Source organism: Catenuloplanes indicus (assembly GCF_030813715.1).
In the GTDB taxonomy this organism is placed as follows: domain Bacteria; phylum Actinomycetota; class Actinomycetes; order Mycobacteriales; family Micromonosporaceae; genus Catenuloplanes; species Catenuloplanes indicus.
Window position 1 is genome coordinate 3490758 of sequence record NZ_JAUSUZ010000001.1, and the last position, 18393, is coordinate 3509150.

Here is an 18393-nt window from a genome sequence, read left to right on the forward strand (position 1 = left end):
CCCGTGATTTCCGGGATCTCCGCGGCCGGCACGCCGGTGCGGCAGGCGAGTCTGCGACAGCACAACCTTCGGCTGGTGCTGGCCCAGATCGCGCTGTCGAGCCCACAGTCGCGCGCCGACGTCGCCGCCGCCACCGGCCTCACTCGCGCCACGGTCTCCACTCTCGTCGACGATCTCGTCTCCGGCAGGCTGTTGCGCGAGGTCTCGCCGGCTCCGCGCAGCGGCGCCGGCCGGCCCGGCGTCGGGCTGGTGCTCAACGACGCGGACGGACCGGCCGGGCTCGGTCTGGAGATCAACGTCGACTACCTGGCCGCGTGCGTACTGGACCTGGCCGGTGCGGTCCGGCACCGGGAGATCCAGCCCGGCGACCGGCGCGGCGACTCGCCCGCCCGGGTGCTGGCCGCGGCCGCCACGCTGGCCGAGCGCGCCCGCCTGGCGGCGGAGGATCAAGGACTGACCATCGCCGGTACGGCCGTGGCCGTGCCCGGCCTGGTCTCGCCGGACGGCACGATCCGCCTCGCGCCGAACCTGGGCTGGCGGGACGTGGACGCGTCCGGCTTCACCCCGGGTCCACTGACCGTGGAGAACGAGGCGAACCTGGCCGCGATCGGCGAGCTGCACCACGGCTCGCCGGCCGGTTCGGCGAGCTTCCTCTACGTCTCCGGCGAGATCGGCATCGGCGCCGGCATCGTGCTGCACGGCAGCCTGTTCCGCGGCGCCCGCGGCTGGAGCGGCGAACTCGGCCACGTCGCGGTCGACCCGGACGGCCCCGCCTGCCGGTGCGGCGCGCACGGCTGCCTGGAGCAGTACGCGGGCCAGGAGGCGCTGCTCCCACCGGGCAGCACGGTCGGCGACCTCGCGGCCCGCGCGTCGTCCGGCGACGCCGCCGCGCTCGACCGGCTGTCGGCCGCCGCGTCCGCGCTCGGCGTCACCATCGCCGGCGTGATCAACCTGCTGGACGTGGACACGGTGGTGCTCGGCGGGATCTACGCACCGCTCGCGCCGTGGCTCTCCCCCGGCATCGAGGCGCAGATCGCGTCCAGGGTGCTGACCGCGGGCTGGTCACCGGTGCACGTCCGGCCCGCCGGGCTCGGCAGCGACGCGGCCGTCGTCGGCGCGGCCGGTGCCATCATCCGCGCCGTGCACGAGGAGCCCGCCGCCTGGCTCGTCGAGACCTCACCCGGTACGCCATAGAGACACGACACACATCGCGGGGGTACTCTCGGCGGACGATGGCCGTACAGCACGGGCCAAACCGGCCGGATCCCATCCTCGCCCCAGCGTCGGCGGTCCCAGCAGCGACCGCCGTCTCGGCCGACGCCGCCGCGATCGACGAGGCAGCCGAGGCACTGCTGGGTGTCTGGGACACCGCCCGGGAAAAGGCCACCAATCGCCTCTCGGGCTCGCAGTTGCGGGCCCTGCTGGTCGTTGAGCAGGACGAGGGCATCAACCTGGGCCGCCTCGCCGGAAGCCTCGGCATGATCCTCTCTTCTGCCAGCCGCCTCTGCGACCGCCTGGTCGCGGCCGGCATGCTGGAGCGCGAGCCGGGCCGCGCGGACCGGCGGGAGATCGCGCTGATCCTCACCTCGGCCGGGCGCGCGCTGCTGGACGAGGTCCGCGCCGAGCGCCGTGCCCAGCTCTCCGGCGTCCTGGCGCGGATGTCGCCGTCCTCGCGCGCCGCGCTGGTGACCGGGCTGCAGGCGTTCAGCGCCGCGACCCGGCCGGCCGCCGAGGAGTCCGCCACCGCTGCGCGCACCGCCTGACCGCGCCGGGTCAGTAGGCTCCGCGCGAGCGCACCACCGCGCCGACCGTCTTCCACAGGATGGTGAGGTCGGCGGCCAGCGACCAGTTCTCGACGTAGAAGAGGTCGAGCCGGACGCCGTCCTCCCAGGACAGGTCGGAGCGGCCACTGACCTGCCAGAGCCCGGTCATGCCGGGCTTGACCAGGAGGCGCCGGGCGAGATCGCCGTCGTACCGGGCCACCTCGGAGGGCAGCGGCGGACGCGGGCCGACCAGGCTCATGTGGCCGAGCAGCACGTTGAACAGCTGCGGCAGCTCGTCCAGCGACCACTTGCGCAGGAACCGGCCGACGCGGGTGACCCGCGGATCATTGCGCATCTTGAACATCAGGCCGTCGGTCTCGTTCTTGGCCGTCAGCTCGGCGAGCAGCGCGTCCGCGTTGGTGACCATGGTGCGGAACTTGTAGACGCCGAACTCGCGCGAGTCCAGGCCGACGCGGGTCTGGCGGAAGATGACCGGGCCGTGGCTGTCGATCTTGATGGCGATCGCGATGGCGGTCATCACCGGTAGCGCGACCAGCGTGAGCACCAGCGCGATGCTGCGGTCGAGCAGCTCCTTGATGAGCTTGCGGCCGCCGCGGAACTCCGGCGACTCGACGTGGATGAGCGGGAGACCGGCGACCGGGCGGGTGTGGATGCGCGGGCCGGCCACGTCGGTCAGCGCGGGCGCCAGCACCAGGTCGACGTCCGTGCCCTCCAGCTGCCAGCCGAGGCGGCGGAGACGGCCGGCGGTCAGTTCGCCGGACGCGGTGACCGCGACCGTGTCCACGCCGGTGGCGGCGACCGCGTCCAGGATGCCACGGAACGACCCGACCACCGGCACGTCGCCGAGACGCTGCGGTACCGGAGCGAGCAGCGCGTCCGGGATGCAGGCGCCGACCACCTGGTATCCGGCGTACGGCTCGCGGCGCAGCGTGTGTACCAGCTCCAGCACGTGCGGGGCGTCGCCGACGACCAGCACCCGGCGGGCCCAGCCGCGGCCGGTGCGGCGCTGGCGGTGCAGGTGCTGGCGGGCCGCCCACCGCGCGGCGATCAGCAGGACCGTGCCGAGCGCGAACGAGATGGCCAGGAAGCCACGGGCGACGCCGATGTCGATGATGTAGCCGGTGATCGCGACGCCGGCGGCCATCCGCCCGCTGGCCGCGAAGATCCGGCGGTACTCGTCCGCGCCGTAGCCGAGCACCCGGTCGTCGTAGCAGTGCGCGGCCTTCAGCGACAGCAGCCAGACCACCGCGAGGACCGGCAGGATCACGTAGTACGGCACGTCCACGCCGATGACCGGGGTGTCGTAGAACCGCCCGACGTAACCGGCCAGGACGGCAAGCGCGACCACGGCAGCGTCGATCACCACGAGGGTACGGACGTAGCGGTGCTGCCGGCGACGGAGCGTGGCCACCGAGGCGTCCCGCTGGGTGTCGTCCGGCTGCGTCGCGGACGACGGCGCGAGCGTCACTGACGTCATCGGACCTCCACACCCGTTGTGCCCGCGGAAGGCGGGAAGCCCATGATCGCTCAGTGGGGCCGGTCGCAGAATATCCGCGACTGATTACCGTCAGTTCCGCCGTACGGTGGAATTTCCGCTGGCCGGACGGGTTGGCGCCGGTAGCCGAGCGTTGGCTCAGCCGACCGGCGCCGGTGCCGTCGCTCAGCCGACCGTCGCGGCGCGGGAGGCGATCGCCTGCAGGAAGATCTCGTCGATCTTCGCCGGGTCCTGCGCGACGAACGCGCCACCGCCACCGGCCGCCGCGATGCTCTCCAGCTCTTCCTTGTTGACCTCGTTGCCGATGCCGATCAGGATCACCCGGACCGGGCGCTTGGCGTCCGACTTCTCCTTCAGCTGCGCGATCAGTTCGTCGCGGCTGATGCTGTTCGCGTCCTCGTTCTGGCCGTCGGTGAAGAGCACCACCGAGTTGACCTTGTCGGCCTGGTAGCCCTCCTGGACCGCGAGGTAGGACGCGAGCACGGTGTCGTAGAGACCGGTGGCGCCGCCCTCGACCGGCTGGACTTCGCCGAGCGAGGCCTGCAACGCGTCCCGCTGCTTGCTGAGCTGGCCGATCGGGACCAGCTCGCGGTAGTCCCGGGAGCCCTGCAACTCGGTGGAGAACACCCAGACGCCGAGCCACCACTCGTTGTCGAGCAGGCCCAGGCCGCGGCCGGCCGCCTCGACCATCACCTCGTTGCGTGTCTTGTCCGCGGCCGTGGGCACCGGGCTGAGCATCGAGCCGGAGACGTCGAAGACCACGAGCATGCGGCCGGGCGACGTGATCGCGGTCCAGCTGGCCAGCGCGCGGCCGATCGCGGCCGCGTCCAGCCCGTTCGCCGCGCCGCCGCCGGTGGCGGGCGCCGACGCGGCGATCGCCTCCGGGCTGGGCGCGCCGGTCGGCGCCGTGAACCCGCCGCCCGCACTGCCGTCGGCGCCGCGCAGGCCGGCCTTGGCCAGCGAGTCACGGTACGCCGGGCTGGACGCCAGCTCCCCGAAGAGCAGGTCTGCCGCGTTGCCCTTGGTCGCGTCCGCCTCCGGCATCACGGCGAACGGGTAGTCCAGCGCGACCGCGGCCGGTTCGACGTAGAGCGCGGCCAGCGAGACCGGGGGCTGCGTCGCGTTGTACGCGATCACGTCCTCCTCGGAGAGCGCGGCCAGGCCGACACCGTTCGCCAGCGCGGCCGGGTCCTCCGACTTCGGGAATTTCGCCATCAGGTCGGCGCGCAGGTTGGACCGGTTCAGCGCGAGCGTGCGCAGCACACCCACGCGGGCCGCGTCGTTGCCGTTGCCGGCCGAGGCCTGCCCGAGCGCGAGCAGACCGGACAGGCCGGACGCGTCCCGCGCCGGGTCGACGATGCCGGCCTTCAGCGGGGAGTCGCTGCTGGTCATCTGCCCGAGCAGCTCGGACCACTGGAGCTTCTTCTCCGGCCAGCCGACCATGGTCTTGGCCAGCGGCTCCGGCATGGCCACGACGACCGGGCTGGTCGCGACGGAGGCGCCGTTCAGCGGCTGGAAGCCGGGCGCGGCCTGCTCGAGGCGCTGCAGCCAGGTCGACGAGTCCGGCACCCAGACGTCGGGCAGCACGGTCGCGCCGCTGCCCTGGCCGACGCCGGTCAGCGTGGTGGCGTGCTTGGTGGCGATCGCGGCCGCGATCTCGACCGGCTCGGCGGCCTGCACGGTCACCTCGAGACAACGGCCGTCCACCCCGGCACCGGCCACGACCTTGGCATCGGCGGCGGCCTTGATCGGCTCGACGATCTCCGGCGACGCCGCGACGACCAGCGGCACCGATCCGGTGCAACTGGGCTGCGATAACTGTCGGTAACCGAGGTAGGAGCCGGAAACGACGGCGACCAGTGCCATCGCCGCGGCGATGGCACCGGCTCCGCGAAAGCTGCTGTTCATTCGATGGCGGCCTGGCACACGCCAATACTCCGCACGATCGTGGCCGAACGCCACAGACGTTCGGACGAAAGTTACGGAGACGAAACCGATCTATACCAGCAGAATCACTGTTAGTAATTGATCAGTTTCCGCGCGTCGGCACATTGGGGAGGACCGGCACAGTAGTTTAGGAAAGCTTTAAGGTTGCCGTCCAGCCCCCATCTCGGTGCTCACCCACCAAATCGGACGTAACGCCGGCGAAATATGTCGTTCAAGCGCGAAGAATGCACGTCGGGGTGCCGAGCTCCAGCACAGGGCCGCCGGCGGCCGGAATTCCGGTCTCCGGGTCCAGGCGGAACGTGATCACGGTGTCCGATCTCTCGTTCGCCACGTACAGGAACTCCGATCCGCCGGGCTCGATGCTCGTCATGATCGAGAAATGGCGCGGCCAGGCGCCGCCGGACGGCACCTCACCGATCAGTGCGGGAATGCCGGAAGTCCCGGGCAACGCGAAAACGGCGATCGTGTCCGGGCCGCGGTTGGCGACATATCCGAATCGTCCGTCCGCGCCGAGACCGATCTCGGACGGCTGCACCGGCCCGTCCGCCTCGCTGGTCCGCGCCCGGCCGCGCTCACTCAGCGTGCCGTCCGCGGCCACGTCGTAACCGGTGATCGAGCCGTCCAGCTCGCCCACCAGATAGAGACGGCCGTCCCCGCGGGCCAGGTGCCGCGGGCCGGTGCCGGGACGGACGTGGAACGGCGCCGGCGGTGGCTCCAGCCGGCCGCTCTCCGGATCGAGCCGGTACGGGAAGAGCCCGTCCACGCCGAGGTCGATCACCCACACCCGGTCGCCGTCCGGGTCCGGCGTGGCCATGTGGGCGTGCGGCCCCTCCTGCCGGTCCTCGACCGGGCCGGCCCCGGCGTGCCGCCGCAGGTCGGTCCGCTCGCCCGGCACGCCGAGCAGGTCCAGCGGGTGCACCGAGACGCTGCCGCTGCCGTAGTTCGCGGTGACCAGGTGCCGGCCGTCCGCGGTGACGGCCAGGTGGCACGGGTGCTCGCCGCCGGTGGGCTGCTCGCCGAGCAGCGTCAGGTCGCCGTCCGCCGCGATCGCCCACGCGGTGACCCGGCCCTCGGCCAGCTCACCGGCCGCGTACAGCACGGGCAGCCGCGGGTGCCGGGCCAGGAACGACGGGGACGGCGTGGTCGCGACCAGGCGCGGCGCGGAGAGCTCGCCGGTGCGCGGGTCGCGGCGGGCCACGGAGATGCCGTCACCGCGGCCGCCCGACTCGGAGGTGTAGCAGCCGATGAATACGAGTTCGCCGTCACTCATGATCCGATGAAACCAGAGTTGCCGGTGGTGCGCGCGGTCAGGTCGGCGTGGGCACGTGGGCGGGCAGCAGACCCTCGGTCCGCAGCGCGGTCCAGAGCTCGGCCGGGATCGGCAGCGCGGTCAGGTCCACGTTGTCGTCGACCTCGGCCGGGGTGCGCGCGCCGCAGACAACGGCCGCCACCGCCGGGTGGCCGAAGGCGAACTGGAGCGCGGCGGCGCGCAGCGGAATCCCGTACCCCCGGCAGATGTCCTTGATCTTGAGGGCCCGGTCGAGCAGCTCGCGCCGGGCCGGTGCGTAGTCGAAGCGGGAGCCGGGTCGCGGGTCGGCCAGCAGGCCGGAGTTGTACGGCGCCGCGGCCAGCACGGAGATGCCGCGGCGGGCGGCGAGCGGCAGCAGGTCGTCCAGGGCGGACTGGTCGAGCAGCGTGTAGCGGCCGGCGACCATGACCGCGTCCGGGCCGGGCGCGCCCATCGCGCGGATGAACGCGGCCGGCATCGACGCCTGGTTCATCCCGATGCTGATCGCGCCGACCGCGCCGGACCTGCGCAGCTCGGCCAGGGCCGGCAGCGCCTCGTGCAGCGCGGGCAGATAGTGGTCGTCCGGGTCGTGCAGGTGCAGCAGATCCACCCGGTCCAGGCCGAGCCGGTCCAGGCTCTCCTCCACCGAGCGGCGGATCCCGGCGGCGGAGAAGTCGAAGACCGCGCGCGACGTCGACTCGGCCCACAGCGGGTCGCGCGCGCCGCCCGGGACGATCAGCCGGCCGGCCTTGGTGGAGAGCACGAGCTGGTGGCGCGGCCGGTCGCGGAGCGCGGCGCCGGCCCGCCGCTCGGAGAGCCCGTGACCGTAGAGCGGCGCGGTGCCGAACAGCCGGATCCCGCGCTCCCAGGCACGGTCGACGACGGCCGTGGCGGTCTCGTCGCCGACCGGGGCATAGAGGCCACCGATCGGGGCAAGACCGAGGCCGAGCCGGGTGACCAGCACGTCGCTGCCGCCGAGCCGGATGCGTGCCGCCGGGTCCATGGCCTTCTCCTTCGCACCGTAGATCCTATAGGATCCGTCTTCCGTGGTCCGCCTCACACAGATTAGGTCCCGATGCGCCCGGTACGGAGACTCACGCTCACCGATGACGTCTACACGTCCGTGCAGACACTGATCATGGATCACGCGGTCGCGCCGGGCGAGAAGATCAACATCGACGCGCTGGCACGCCGTCTGCAGGTCTCCCCCACGCCGGTACGGGAGGCGCTGGCCCGGCTGGAGTCCGACGGGCTGGTCCGCAAGCGCGCGCTGGTCGGCTACACCGCGTCGCCGCTGCTCAGCCGCGCGGAGTTCGAGGATCTGATCGAGATGCGGCTGCTGCTGGAACCGGCCGCGGCGGCGAAGGCGGTCCACGCCGAAGACCTGCGCGCCGAGGCGGACCTGCCGGTGCAGCCGGACGCGCCGGGCTTCCAGGGCATCGCCGGGTTCACCGCGCAGGACGCCCGGTTCCACCACCGGGTCGCGGAGCTGTCCGGCAACGGCATGCTGCACGACGCGATCGTCCGGCTCCGCTCGCACCTGCACCTGTTCCGGCTCAACTTCCCGCAGAGCCACTACGGGACCAGCGCGGCCGAGCACCACCGGATCGTCGACGCGATCGCGGCCGGGGACGGCGCCGCGGCCGGTGCGGCGATGCACGACCACATCACCGCCGCCCGCGAGCGGCACCTGTCCTACTTCGGGAGCTGATGCCGTGCGGATAGCGCTCTTCATCACCTGCGTGAACGACCTGATGTACCCGGACACCGGCAGGGCCGTGGTATCCATTCTGGAGCGCCTCGGGCACACCGTCGACTTCCCGGAGGCGCAGACCTGCTGCGGCCAGATGCACGCGAACAGCGGCTACCGCGCGGAGGCGATGCCGATGGTGCGCGGGTTCGTGGGCACGTTCCGGCGCTACGACGCGGTGGTGGCCCCGTCCGGCTCCTGCGTGGCGATGGTGCGCGACTCGTACCCCCGGCTGGCCCTCGGCGATCCCGATCTGGAGCGGGGTGTGGCGGAGGTGGCGCCGCGCACGTACGAACTCGCGGAACTGCTGGTCGACGTGCTGGGCGTGACGGACCTGGGCGCGGTCTTCCCGCACACGGTGACGTATCACCCGACCTGTCACGGGCTGCGCATGCTGCGCCTCGGCGACAAGCCGCTGGCGCTGCTGCGCGCGGTGCGCGGTCTCCAGCTGCGCGAGCTGGCCGGCGCGGCGGAGTGCTGCGGGTTCGGCGGCACGTTCGCGGTGAAGAACGCCGGGGTCTCGGCCGCGATGCTGGCCGACAAGTGCGGCGCGGTCGACGACACCGGCGCCGAGTACGTCGTCGCGGCGGACAACTCGTGCCTGACGCACATCGGCGGCGGGCTGTCCCGCCGTGCCACGTCGACCGCGAGACCGATCCACTACGCCGAGATCCTCGCCAGCACCGGGAGTGCATCGTGAACGGGACCGGGAACATCGTCGCGCTGAAACCGTTCCCGGACGCGGCGCGGCTGGAGCTGGACGACGCGCAACTGCGGGCGAACCTGCGACGCGCCACGCACACGATCCGGGACAAGCGGCTGCGCGTGGTCGGCGAGGTCGACGACTGGGAGGCACTGCGCCGGGCCGGTGCCGCGATCAAGGACGACGTGCTGGCCCGCCTGCCCGAGCTGCTGGAACAGTTCGAGGCGTCGGTGACCCGGGCCGGCGCGGTGGTGCACTGGGCCCGGGACGCGGACGAGGCGTGCGAGATCGTCACCCGGCTGGTCCAGGAGACCGCGGCGCGCGAGGTGGTCAAGGTCAAGTCGATGGCCACCCAGGAGATCGGGCTCAACGAGGCGCTGGAGGCGGTCGGCATCGAGGCCACCGAGACCGACCTCGCGGAGCTCATCGTGCAGCTCGCCGACGACACGCCGTCACACATCCTGGTCCCGGCGATCCACTACAACCGCAGCCAGATCCGGGACATCTTCCGGTCCCGCATGCCCGGCGCCGCGGCCGACCTGACCGACGACCCGCCCGCGCTGGCCGAGGCCGCGCGCAAGCACCTGCGGGCCAAGTTCCTCAGCGCCACGGTCGGCGTCTCCGGCGCGAACTTCGCGATCGCGGACACCGGCACGCTGGTCGTGGTCGAGTCCGAGGGCAACGGGCGGATGTGCCTGACGCTGCCGCAGACGCTGATCTCCGTGGTCGGCATCGAGAAGATCCTGCCGACGTTCGCCGAGCTGGAGGTGTTCCTGCAGCTGCTGCCGCGCTCGTCGACCGGGGAGCGGATGAACCCGTACACGTCGATGTGGACCGGGGTCACGCCCGGCGACGGGCCGCAGGCCACGCACGTCGTGCTGATCGACAACGGGCGAACCGCGACGCTGGGTGACGAGGTCGGGCGGCAGGCGCTGCGGTGCATCCGCTGTTCCGCGTGCCTGAACGTGTGCCCGGTCTACGAGCGGGTGGGCGGGCACGCGTACGGGTCGGTCTATCCCGGGCCGATCGGCGCGATCCTGTCGCCGCAGATGACCGGCGAGGGTGCGAACAAGACGCTGCCGTACGCGTCGTCGCTCTGCGGCGCCTGTTTCGACGCCTGCCCGGTGCGGATCGACATCCCCCAGGTGCTGGTGCACCTGCGGCAGAAAGGGCCGAAACCCCCGGCGGAACGGGCCGCGTTCCGGTCGCTCGCCTGGATCATGCGGGACCGGCGCCGGTACGCCGCCGCGCTGCGTGCCGCCCGCCGGGGCAGCGCGCCGCTGCGCGGGTTCGGGCGCCTGCGCCGGCTGCCGTGGCCGGCCTCCGCGTGGACGGACAGCCGGGACGTGCCGCTGCCGCCGAAGCAGACCTTCCGGGAATGGTGGGCCAAGCGATGAGCGACGCGCGTACGGAGATCCTGGCCCGGGTCCGGGCCCGCCGCCCAGCCTCGGCGCCGCCGGTGCCCCGCGACTACCGGCGCGACGTGCCCGGCATCGACGTGGTCGAGGTGCTGGTGGACCGGCTGGCCGACTACAAGGCCGGTGTGCACCGGGCGTCCGCGGTGTCGCTGGCGGACGTGCTCGGCGGCCTGCTGACGGCCTCGTCCACCGTGGTGGTGCCGCCCGGTCTGCCGGCCTCGTGGATCCCCGGCCCGGTCCTGCGGGACTCGCCCGGCGCACCGGTCCCGGTCGCCGCGCTCGACGCACCCGGCGTCACCGTGGTCACCGGCGTCGCGGTCGCGATCGCGGTCACCGGCACGCTGATCCTGGACGCCGCTCCGGACCAGGGCCGGCGGGTACTCAGCCTGGTGCCGGACCACCACGTCTGCGTGGTCTGGATGGACCAGATCTGCGGCGGCGTACCGGCCGCGCTCGGCCGGCTCACCGACCCGGCGCGGCCGCTCACGCTCATCTCCGGGCCGTCCGCGACCAGCGACATCGAACTCAACCGGGTGGAGGGCGTGCACGGCCCTCGCCGGCTGGACGTCGTCATCGCCACGCGCTGAAGGGGGCCGCGCGCCCCCGCGGCGCGACCCCCGGCTCATCAGGCGTTGAACAGCTCGTAGAGGATCTCGGGTGTCTCCGCGGTCTCGGCCGCGGCCGGCGGTGCGACCGCGGTGGCGCCGCCGTACGCGTAGGTGACCTCGTAGGAGTACGCCGGCACGGCACCGATCGCCGGGATCTCGACGGTGAGCGCGGTCAGCTGACCGGCCGGGTCCACGGTGGCGGTGAACGGGACGGCCTCGACCGTGTCACCGGCCTTCGCCACGTCGATCTGCTCCCACCCGGTGACGCCGGTCAGGTCGAGCGTGCCGGCGTACGTACCGGTGCCGGTCCCGGTGACGCCGGACGCGGTGGCGAGCAGCGCACCGGCGTTGCCCGGGTCGACGTCGGCCGGCGTGAACGACGTGGGCAGCGCGTCGGCGTCGCCGCCGGTGCGGGCCGGGTCGACCTTCAGCCACCTGTCCGGCAGCTCCGGCAGACCCGGCAGGTCCCGGTCCGCGTCGAACGTGATGCGCACCCAGGACTCCGCGCCGACGACCCGGAACCGCATGTTCATCGTGAATCCGGCCTCCTTCTCCTCGTACGACGTGGCCAGGTCGTAGCTCTTCGCGACCGGACTGGAGACACCCGTCATGTGCTGGGGCGTCCCCTCGGCGTCCAGGCCGGCGACGGTGTAGCCGAACGGTGCCGCGCCCGGGCCCGGCGCGGACGCGGTCAGCACCTCCTCGGGGGTCTTCGCGGCCACGGCCGCGACCTCCTCGGTGAGGCCGCAGCCGGACAGACCCGCGACCATGAGGAGCGCGAGACCGGCGGCACGGGACGCTACTGCAGCAGACATGTCACATAGCTCTCTGTCGAAACGAAGGACGTGCCGGGAACCGTCGCGGACGCCGCTGCCGGATCGCTGCCGAGCCACTGCCGGATCCTGCCGATCGACTGCCACACCAGGGAAATGTGCTGCTAGAGTCGCCCCCGCGAGCCTTGGGGGGAGGAGACGCAGGTGCCGGTCCGCTATGGAATTCTCGGCCCGTTGCGGGCGACGGCCGGCGGCGGCGAGGTCGACCTCGGGCCGGCGAAACAGCGCGCGGTGCTCGCGCTGCTGCTCCTCGAAGCGAACCGCCCGGTCCCGGCCGCCGCGATCGTGGACGCGGTGTGGGCCGACGACCCACCGGAGAACGGCGCGAACGTGGTGCAGAAGCACATCGCCGGGCTGCGCCGGGCGCTGGAGCCGGACCGGTCGCCCCGCGCGCCCAGCAGCGTGCTCACCCTGGACGGTGCCGGCTACCGGCTGCTCGTCGAGCCGGGCGCGCTGGACACCGACACCTTCGACTCGTCGGTACGCGGTGCCCGCGCGCTGCTGGCCGACGGTGACCCGGGTGCCGCTGCCACCGCGCTGCGGTCCGCGCTGCTGCTCTGGCGCGGCCAGGCGCTGGCCGGGTTCGGCGGTCGCGTCTTCGACACCGCGCGCCGGCGGCTGGACGACACCCGCGGCGCGGCCTGGGAGCTGCTGGCCGAGGCGGAGCTGGCGCTGGGCCGGCACGCGTCGCTCGGCGCGGAGCTGGCCCGGGTGGTCGAGGAGTTCCCGGCGCGGGAGGAACTGCGCGGTGCGCTGCTGCTGGCGCTCTACCGGCAGGGGCGGCAGGCCGAGGCGCTGACCGCGTTCCGCGAGGCGCGCGACTATCTGCACGACGAGTTCGGGGTGGAGCCGGGCGAGCGGCTGCAGGACCTGCACCGGCGGATCCTCCGCTCGGACGCGTCGCTGGCGCTCCCGGCGGCGGCGCCCGCGCCCGCGGTGTCACCGGCACCGGCGGTCGTCGTGCCGGTGCCCGCGCAGCCGGCCGCCGTGCCGCCGGTCGTCGTGCACCTGTCCGCTCCGGCCGCCCGGCGGGTGGACCTGTCCGGCCGGGCCTGGATGAAGGCCGTCCTGTTCGGCGGCATCGCGTTCGGGTCGCTCGGCTGGCTGACCTGGCTGGTCATCGGCATCGTGGCCTGGGTGCGGCGCAGCTGGGGGCACGGCGCCGCCGCCGTCCTCTACGCGATGTGCCTGGTCGGCATGATCGTGCTCATCGAGAGCGGCAAGCTCGACCCGGAGAGCGACCTGGTCTCCGTCTGGGACGTCTACATGGCGATCTGCGTGGTGGTCCCGATGCTGGCCGGCGCGCTGCACGGAGTGCTGCTGGCGTTCGTCCCGCGGCCGGCCGGCGGCGCGACCGGCGAGGTCCTCGCGGACGAGGTGCGGGAGGCCAACCGGCAGCAGGCCCGGCAGATCCTCACCTACCGGCCGGACATCGCGGCCGAGCTGGGCATCGGCCGGCCGGACCTGATCCGCTGGTACGACGACGGTGGCCTGCTCGACGTGAACGCCGTGCCGGAGGCGCTGCTGGTGACGCTGCCCGGGGTGACCGCCGAGATGGCCCACGACCTGGCCGCGGAACGCGCGCGCGGCGGGCCGTTCGGCTCACCGGAGGACCTGGTGGCCCGCGGCGCGCTACCCCGGCGCCGCGCCGACGCGCTGCGGCCGTTGCTGATCTTCGGCGCCGGAACGCCTACGACGGCGCTCCGGCGAGACTGAGGCCGCGGCGCTCGGCCACGTACTCCACCAGCGCGATCAGCACGCTCTTGCCGGACCGGCGGTCCCGGGCGTCGCACAGCACGATCGGCACCTCCGGGTCGAGGTCGAGCGCGGTCCGCAGCGCGGCCTCGGTGATCTGCTTGTGCCCCTCGAACATGTTGACCGCGACCACGAACGGCGTGCCGCGCTGCTCGAAGTAGTCGACGGACGGGAAGCAGTCCGCGAGCCGCCGGGTGTCGGCCAGCACGACCGCGCCGAGCGCGCCGAACGCCAGCTCGTCCCAGAGGAACCAGAACCGGTCCTGGCCGGGCGTGCCGAACAGGTAGATCTGCAGGTCCTCGCTGATCGTGATGCGCCCGAAGTCCATCGCGACCGTGGTGGTGCCCTTCTGCTCGACGCCGAACGTGTCGTCCACGTCCAGCCCGAGGCCGGTCAGCACCTCCTCGGTCTGCAGTGGCCGGACCTCGCTGACGGAGCCGACCAGCGTGGTCTTCCCGGCGCCGAAGCCACCCGCGATCAAGATCTTGAGAGCCGTCGGTACGGTGACCGACTGCTCGTCATAGCGCACGGAGCCCATTAACAACCGCCTTGAGGATGTCTTCGTCATGCCGGCGAGCCGCGGGCGGCTCGTACATGGAGATCAGGTCGGCGGCCAGCAGGTCGCCGAGGAGGACCCGGATCACGCCGAGCGCCAGGTTCAGTTTCGCGGCCACCTCGGCCACCGAGAGCGGCTCCCGCGAGGCTGCGAGGATCGCGCGCTGCTCCGGGCTCAGGTGGGCCGGCCACGCGTTCTCCCCGCCCCGGGAGACGACGAACGCCACCAGGTCGAACCCGCCGGCTACCGGGCGCACCCGGCCGCCGGTCACCGCGTAGGCGCGGACGACCGGGCCGGCGTCGTCGTCCATCCAGTGCGTCTCCGGCTCGTCCGGCCGCCGCGGCATGTCCGGTGGTCTATCCCGCATCAGTGTGCACCCCCGGGGTTCGCTGGGTGGCGCTCATGGTCTGCCCCACCCGGGTGACGAGCATGGCCATCTCGTACGCGATCAGCCCGATGTCGGAGTCCGACGCGGCGAGCACGGCGAGGCACGCACCCGCCCCGGCCGCGGTCACGAACAGGTACGCGGACTCCATCTCGACCACGGTCTGCCGAACCGGACCGGCGCCGAAGTGGCGGCTGGCGCCCTTGGCGAGGCTCTGGAAGCCGGCCGCCATCGCGGACATGTGCTCCGCGTCCTCCCGGCTCAGACTCCGCGACGAGCCCATCAGCAGGCCGTCGGAGGAGAGCACCACCGCCTGGTGCGCCGTCGGGACCCGGTCGATCAGGTCGTCGAGCAGCCAGTTGAGGTTGGCGGAGGAGGTCATCTGCTGTGCCACTTATGCGTCCCTGTCTGTCACCTGGTGCGTGCTGTGCTCTGCCGCGTCGTTCTCCACGGCCGCGCTGGACTGCACGGTCGTCGGCGTGCCGACCGTGGGGATCTCGGCGTCCGGGGCCGGCGTCAGCACCGCGCCGGGCGGCGGCGTCGCGGTGGCGCGCACGGCCTCGCTCCGCTGCTGCGGTACCGCCTGGCCGGCGGTCATCGCCTCGGCCGCGCGCCGGCCGCGCTTCGTGCCCGCCTGGAGCGCGGACATCAAACTGCGGACCTGATCAGGGGTACGCGGTGCGGCCTCCGCCGGCGCGGGGGGCGCCGCGGCACGCCCCGGGCGGAGCTGCGGTGCCAGGTTCGCCTGGCGCACGCGCTTGGGCAGGCCGTCCATCGTGGTGGTCTCCTCCGGGTCGTCCCCCGGGTTCGCGTCCGTCGTCTCCCGCCCCGGCTGCGGCATGGCGAGCGTCGGCGCGTCCTCGCCGTCCTCTGTCGTCCTATTCTCCGTGTCCGATGTGATGGCTGCGATCGGGGCCGCCTTGCGGCGTTTCGTCGACCGGCGCCCGGGGAGTTCCATCCCATCGACCACGACCGTGCCGATCGTCTCACCCACCGGCCGGGCGCTGCGCGCGGGTTCGATCTCACGCGGCTGCGCCGGGCGGGCGTCGACCGCCGTGCGGCCGTTCTGCGGCGGGGTGACCGGCTGCGCCACGGCGAACCGGGGCAGCGCCGGCTCGACGACGGTCACCAGCTCGCTCGGGACGAGCACGACCGCGGACACACCGCCGTAGGGCGAGGCGCGCAGGCTGACCTGGATCTGGTGGCGCGCGGCCAGCTGGGCGACCACGAACAGGCCGAGGCGGGCGCTGTTCGCCGGGTCGAACTCCGGTGGCTCGGCGAGCCGGCGGTTCGCGTCGGCCAGTTCCTCGGGTGTCATGCCGAGGCCGCGGTCCTCCACCTCGATCGCGTACCCGTTCGGCACCGGCTGGCCGCCGACCCGGACCCGGGTGTGCGGCGGCGAGAACGACGTCCCGTTCTCGATCAGCTCGGCCAGCAGGTGGATCACGTCGCCGACCGCGCGGCCGACCACCGCGACGTCGTCCGCCACGCCGATGTCGACGCGCGCGTAGTCCTCGACCTCGGAGACCGCGCCACGGACCACGTCGATCATCGGGACCGGGTTGCGCCAGCCCCGGCCCGGGACCGCGCCCGCGAGGATCACCAGGTCCTCCGCGTGGCGCCGCATGCGGGTCGCCATGTGGTCGACGCGGAACAGGTCGGCCAGCTCGTCCGGGTCGGTGACCCGGCGCTCCATCCGGTCCAGCAGCGCGAGCTGGCGGTGCAGCAGCGTCTGGCTGCGCCGCGCGATGTTGAGGAAGACGTCGTTGAGGCCGCGGCGCAGCGCCGCCTCGTCCACCGCTGCCTGCACCGCGGTGCGCTGGACCTCGGTGAACGCGTTGCCGAGCTGGCCGATCTCGTCGGTGCCGAACTCCAGGCTGCGCGTCTCCGCGGTCACGTCGACCTCGTCGCCGCGCCGCAGCCGGGTGACCACCTCGGGCAGCCGGTGACCGGCCAGGTCGGTGGCGGCGGCGCGCAGCTCGGACAGGCGCTTGATCAGGGACCGGCCGACCTTGACGGAGATCACCAGGGACAGCACGATCGCGGCCAGGCCGAGCAGACCGGCGACGGCGAGCAGCCCGAGCGTACGGACCGCGAGCGGGACCGCGTCCTCGGCCGCGCGGTCCGCGGTGAACTGCTCGAAGCCGCGCAGCTGCAACGCGACCTGGTCGTAGGTGCGGGTCCACTGGGTCAGCCCGATCGGCACCGCCTTGCCGTCCGCGCCGGACGTGATGAGCGCGTTCTCCATGTTGTTCATGCGCTCGAAGACCGGCGATTGGATCAACAGGTTGTAGCGCTGCCGCGTCTCCGCGTCGAGATCGGCCACCGCGGTGTCGTACAGGTACCGATACGTACCGATTATCTGCACCATTTGACCGTGCTCGCTGATCTGGAACCGGCCGGCCGTGGAGGCGCCGGCGACCAGCGCGTCCACCTGGCCGAGCACCTCACGGGCCTGGCCGAGCTGCGCCATCGCGTTCGCCCGGCGGCTGAGTACCGGGTCGTCGTACTGGCTGACCAGGTCGAAGACCTTGAACATGTCGCCGATCACCGCACTGTAGAACCGCAGCGCGCCCGGCTTGTCCACCTCGCGCGAGTCGACGAACGCGCGCTGCCGCGGGACCGCGTCCAGCGACGTGTACGCGGTCTCCAGCCGGCGGCCCAGTTCCTCAGCGGCGTCCGCGTGCTCCGCGGACAGCTCCCGGAACGAGGCCATCGCGGCGTCCGTACGCTCCCGCTGCTCGGTCAGCGCCACGCTGTCCTGCCGCGCGGTGGGCGTGCTCGCGGTGCCGGCCAGATAGACCAGGGACAGCCGGCGCTCCTGCTGCAGCTCCGCCACCAGCTCCTCGCCGGGACGGCCCACCCCGTCGAGCACGTCCTGCGACGCCAGCAGGCGCAGCGCCGGGTCGACGGTCAGCACGGTGGCGAAGACCCAGAGGGCCAGCAGCGCCACGAGCGGCACCGACACCAGCGAGATGATCTTCGATCGGATCGACCAGTTCCGGATGTTCATCAGACCTCGTCCGCTGAGGGGTTCGGCAGGGCCGACGCGGCGCCTTCCCCGCTGGGCAGGATACGTAATCGACGGCGCCCGCACTACCTTGCCGGTGGTGCAAGTAGACGGACAGGGAATGCGACACCGCACGCTGACCGGGAGTGAACAGGCATTGATCAATCTTTCGGTCAGGTCACCGCCGGGCGCGGCGAACAAACCCGCGGAAGGTGGATTGGGGATCACGTTCCGCCGGGCATTAGCCCGGGGAAGGAGGAAACCATGTCCGGTACGCAGATCGCCGTCCTCATCGTCGTCGCCGTCATCGTGCTCGCCGTCGCGGCCGCCGCCGTCTTCCTCGGCCGCAACCGCTCCCGCCGGCGGCTCCAGGAACGCTTCGGGCCCGAGTACGACCGCACCGTGGAAGAGTCCGGCAGCCGCGAGGCCGCCGAGAAGGAACTGCTCGAACGCGAGCGCCGGCACGCCGAGCTGACGCTGACGCCACTGAGCGCGGAATCCCGCACCCGGTACACCACCGAGTGGGAACGGGTCCAGGCCATGTTCATCGACTCGCCGGTCGAGGCAGTGGCCGAAGCTGATGAACTTGTGACCCAGTTGATTGCCGAGCGCGGATATCCTACGGAGAACTACGAACAGCAGCTCAGCCACCTCTCGGTCGAGCACGCGAACACGCTCGGCCACTATCGGGACGCGCACGGGATCAGCGTCGCCAGCGCCCGTGGTGAGGCAAGCACCGAGCAGCTGCGCAAGGCCCTCGTTCACTACCGCGCACTCTTCGGCGAGCTGCTCGAAGCCGATCCGGTGCCGCCGGTTTCTCCCGCCAGTTCTACCGAGAACACCCACACCAGCCACCGGTGA

17 protein-coding genes are annotated in these 18393 nt (G+C 72.7%); 8 read left to right on the forward strand and 9 right to left on the reverse strand.

The window, feature by feature from the left end:
- Positions 1–3 precede the first annotated feature (3 nt).
- Together J2S42_RS15670 and J2S42_RS15675 are read left to right on the forward strand one after the other, a co-directional pair.
- Positions 4–1194, forward strand: coding sequence for an ROK family transcriptional regulator (locus J2S42_RS15670; RefSeq protein WP_307239845.1), 1191 nt, complete (start codon positions 4–6; stop codon positions 1192–1194).
- A gap of 38 nt (positions 1195–1232) precedes the next feature.
- Positions 1233–1763: a MarR family winged helix-turn-helix transcriptional regulator gene (locus J2S42_RS15675; RefSeq protein WP_307239847.1), complete on the forward strand. Its 531-nt coding sequence runs from the start codon at positions 1233–1235 to the stop codon at positions 1761–1763.
- Between the two features lie 10 nt (positions 1764–1773).
- Here the strand turns inward: J2S42_RS15675 and J2S42_RS15680 are convergent, their stop codons facing one another.
- The 4 genes from J2S42_RS15680 to J2S42_RS15695 all read right to left on the reverse strand — a co-directional run bounded on the left by J2S42_RS15680 (position 1774) and on the right by J2S42_RS15695 (position 7517).
- Complete coding sequence (locus J2S42_RS15680; RefSeq protein ID WP_307239849.1) at positions 1774–3261, reverse strand: sugar transferase; 1488 nt, start codon at positions 3259–3261, stop codon at positions 1774–1776.
- A 183-nt stretch (positions 3262–3444) separates the two neighbouring features.
- The gene (locus tag J2S42_RS15685; RefSeq protein WP_307239851.1) at positions 3445–5145 is read right to left on the reverse strand and encodes a substrate-binding domain-containing protein; all 1701 of its coding nucleotides are present in this window, start codon (positions 5143–5145) and stop codon (positions 3445–3447) included.
- Positions 5146–5437: 292 nt separating this feature from the next.
- A complete protein-coding gene (locus J2S42_RS15690; RefSeq protein WP_307239853.1) occupies positions 5438–6496 on the reverse strand; it encodes a lactonase family protein in 1059 nt (352 codons plus the stop codon).
- A gap of 37 nt (positions 6497–6533) precedes the next feature.
- Positions 6534–7517 (reverse strand): aldo/keto reductase, encoded by a 984-nt coding sequence (locus tag J2S42_RS15695; protein WP_307239855.1) that lies wholly within the window; start codon positions 7515–7517, stop codon positions 6534–6536.
- Positions 7518–7589: 72 nt separating this feature from the next.
- Here J2S42_RS15695 and J2S42_RS15700 point away from each other — a divergent pair, with 72 nt between their 5' ends.
- Genes J2S42_RS15700 through J2S42_RS15715 form a run of 4 tightly spaced genes read left to right on the forward strand, consistent with a single transcriptional unit; the run spans position 7590 to position 10972 of the window.
- Positions 7590–8225: a GntR family transcriptional regulator gene (locus tag J2S42_RS15700; RefSeq protein WP_307239857.1), complete on the forward strand. Its 636-nt coding sequence runs from the start codon at positions 7590–7592 to the stop codon at positions 8223–8225.
- A 4-nt stretch (positions 8226–8229) separates the two neighbouring features.
- Positions 8230–8964 (forward strand): (Fe-S)-binding protein, encoded by a 735-nt coding sequence (locus J2S42_RS15705; RefSeq protein ID WP_307239859.1) that lies wholly within the window; start codon positions 8230–8232, stop codon positions 8962–8964.
- Positions 8961–10364: a LutB/LldF family L-lactate oxidation iron-sulfur protein gene (locus tag J2S42_RS15710; RefSeq protein WP_307239861.1), complete on the forward strand. Its 1404-nt coding sequence runs from the start codon at positions 8961–8963 to the stop codon at positions 10362–10364. The genes J2S42_RS15705 and J2S42_RS15710 overlap by 4 nt, the downstream gene beginning before the upstream one ends.
- Positions 10361–10972: a LutC/YkgG family protein gene (locus tag J2S42_RS15715; protein WP_307239863.1), complete on the forward strand. Its 612-nt coding sequence runs from the start codon at positions 10361–10363 to the stop codon at positions 10970–10972. The genes J2S42_RS15710 and J2S42_RS15715 overlap by 4 nt, the downstream gene beginning before the upstream one ends.
- Positions 10973–11010: 38 nt before the next feature.
- Here J2S42_RS15715 and J2S42_RS15720 read toward each other — a convergent pair whose 3' ends face one another.
- On the reverse strand, positions 11011–11808 hold the full coding sequence (locus J2S42_RS15720; protein WP_307239865.1) for a hypothetical protein: 798 nt from the start codon (positions 11806–11808) through the stop codon (positions 11011–11013).
- 162 nt (positions 11809–11970) lie between these two features.
- On the opposite strand from J2S42_RS15720, the gene J2S42_RS15725 reads away from it, so the two are divergent.
- On the forward strand, positions 11971–13542 hold the full coding sequence (locus J2S42_RS15725) for an AfsR/SARP family transcriptional regulator (protein WP_307239867.1): 1572 nt from the start codon (positions 11971–11973) through the stop codon (positions 13540–13542).
- Here J2S42_RS15725 and J2S42_RS15730 read toward each other — a convergent pair.
- Genes J2S42_RS15730 through J2S42_RS15745 form a run of 4 tightly spaced genes read right to left on the reverse strand, consistent with a single transcriptional unit; the run spans position 13517 to position 17535 of the window.
- Complete coding sequence (locus J2S42_RS15730) at positions 13517–14119, reverse strand: GTP-binding protein (protein WP_307239870.1); 603 nt, start codon at positions 14117–14119, stop codon at positions 13517–13519. The genes J2S42_RS15725 and J2S42_RS15730 overlap by 26 nt on opposite strands.
- Complete coding sequence (locus tag J2S42_RS15735) at positions 14100–14504, reverse strand: DUF742 domain-containing protein (RefSeq protein WP_307239872.1); 405 nt, start codon at positions 14502–14504, stop codon at positions 14100–14102. Before J2S42_RS15735 ends, J2S42_RS15730 begins: the two co-directional genes overlap by 20 nt.
- Complete coding sequence (locus J2S42_RS15740) at positions 14494–14904, reverse strand: roadblock/LC7 domain-containing protein (protein WP_307248791.1); 411 nt, start codon at positions 14902–14904, stop codon at positions 14494–14496. Before J2S42_RS15740 ends, J2S42_RS15735 begins: the two co-directional genes overlap by 11 nt.
- A gap of 12 nt (positions 14905–14916) precedes the next feature.
- Positions 14917–17535 (reverse strand): nitrate- and nitrite sensing domain-containing protein, encoded by a 2619-nt coding sequence (locus tag J2S42_RS15745; protein ID WP_307239874.1) that lies wholly within the window; start codon positions 17533–17535, stop codon positions 14917–14919.
- A gap of 261 nt (positions 17536–17796) precedes the next feature.
- On the opposite strand from J2S42_RS15745, the gene J2S42_RS15750 reads away from it, so the two are divergent.
- The gene (locus J2S42_RS15750) at positions 17797–18393 is read left to right on the forward strand and encodes a hypothetical protein (protein WP_307239876.1); all 597 of its coding nucleotides are present in this window, start codon (positions 17797–17799) and stop codon (positions 18391–18393) included.

Bases quoted from the DNA above. Each gene is read 5' to 3' on its own strand.
- J2S42_RS15750 (WP_307239876.1), top strand. From the start codon at position 17,797: ATGTCCGGTACGCAGATCGCCGTCCTCATCGTCGTCGCCGTCATCGTG.
- J2S42_RS15715 (WP_307239863.1), top strand. From the start codon at position 10,361: ATGAGCGACGCGCGTACGGAGATCCTGGCCCGGGTCCGGGCCCGCCGC.
- J2S42_RS15695 (WP_307239855.1), bottom strand. From the start codon at position 7,517: ATGGACCCGGCGGCACGCATCCGGCTCGGCGGCAGCGACGTGCTGGTC.
- J2S42_RS15735 (WP_307239872.1), bottom strand. From the start codon at position 14,504: ATGCGGGATAGACCACCGGACATGCCGCGGCGGCCGGACGAGCCGGAG.
- J2S42_RS15680 (WP_307239849.1), bottom strand. From the start codon at position 3,261: ATGACGTCAGTGACGCTCGCGCCGTCGTCCGCGACGCAGCCGGACGAC.
- J2S42_RS15700 (WP_307239857.1), top strand. From the start codon at position 7,590: ATGCGCCCGGTACGGAGACTCACGCTCACCGATGACGTCTACACGTCC.
- J2S42_RS15685 (WP_307239851.1), bottom strand. From the start codon at position 5,145: ATGGCACTGGTCGCCGTCGTTTCCGGCTCCTACCTCGGTTACCGACAG.
- J2S42_RS15730 (WP_307239870.1), bottom strand. From the start codon at position 14,119: ATGGGCTCCGTGCGCTATGACGAGCAGTCGGTCACCGTACCGACGGCT.
- J2S42_RS15720 (WP_307239865.1), bottom strand. From the start codon at position 11,808: ATGTCTGCTGCAGTAGCGTCCCGTGCCGCCGGTCTCGCGCTCCTCATG.
- J2S42_RS15690 (WP_307239853.1), bottom strand. From the start codon at position 6,496: ATGAGTGACGGCGAACTCGTATTCATCGGCTGCTACACCTCCGAGTCG.
- J2S42_RS15740 (WP_307248791.1), bottom strand. From the start codon at position 14,904: ATGACCTCCTCCGCCAACCTCAACTGGCTGCTCGACGACCTGATCGAC.
- J2S42_RS15675 (WP_307239847.1), top strand. From the start codon at position 1,233: ATGGCCGTACAGCACGGGCCAAACCGGCCGGATCCCATCCTCGCCCCA.
- J2S42_RS15745 (WP_307239874.1), bottom strand. From the start codon at position 17,535: ATGAACATCCGGAACTGGTCGATCCGATCGAAGATCATCTCGCTGGTG.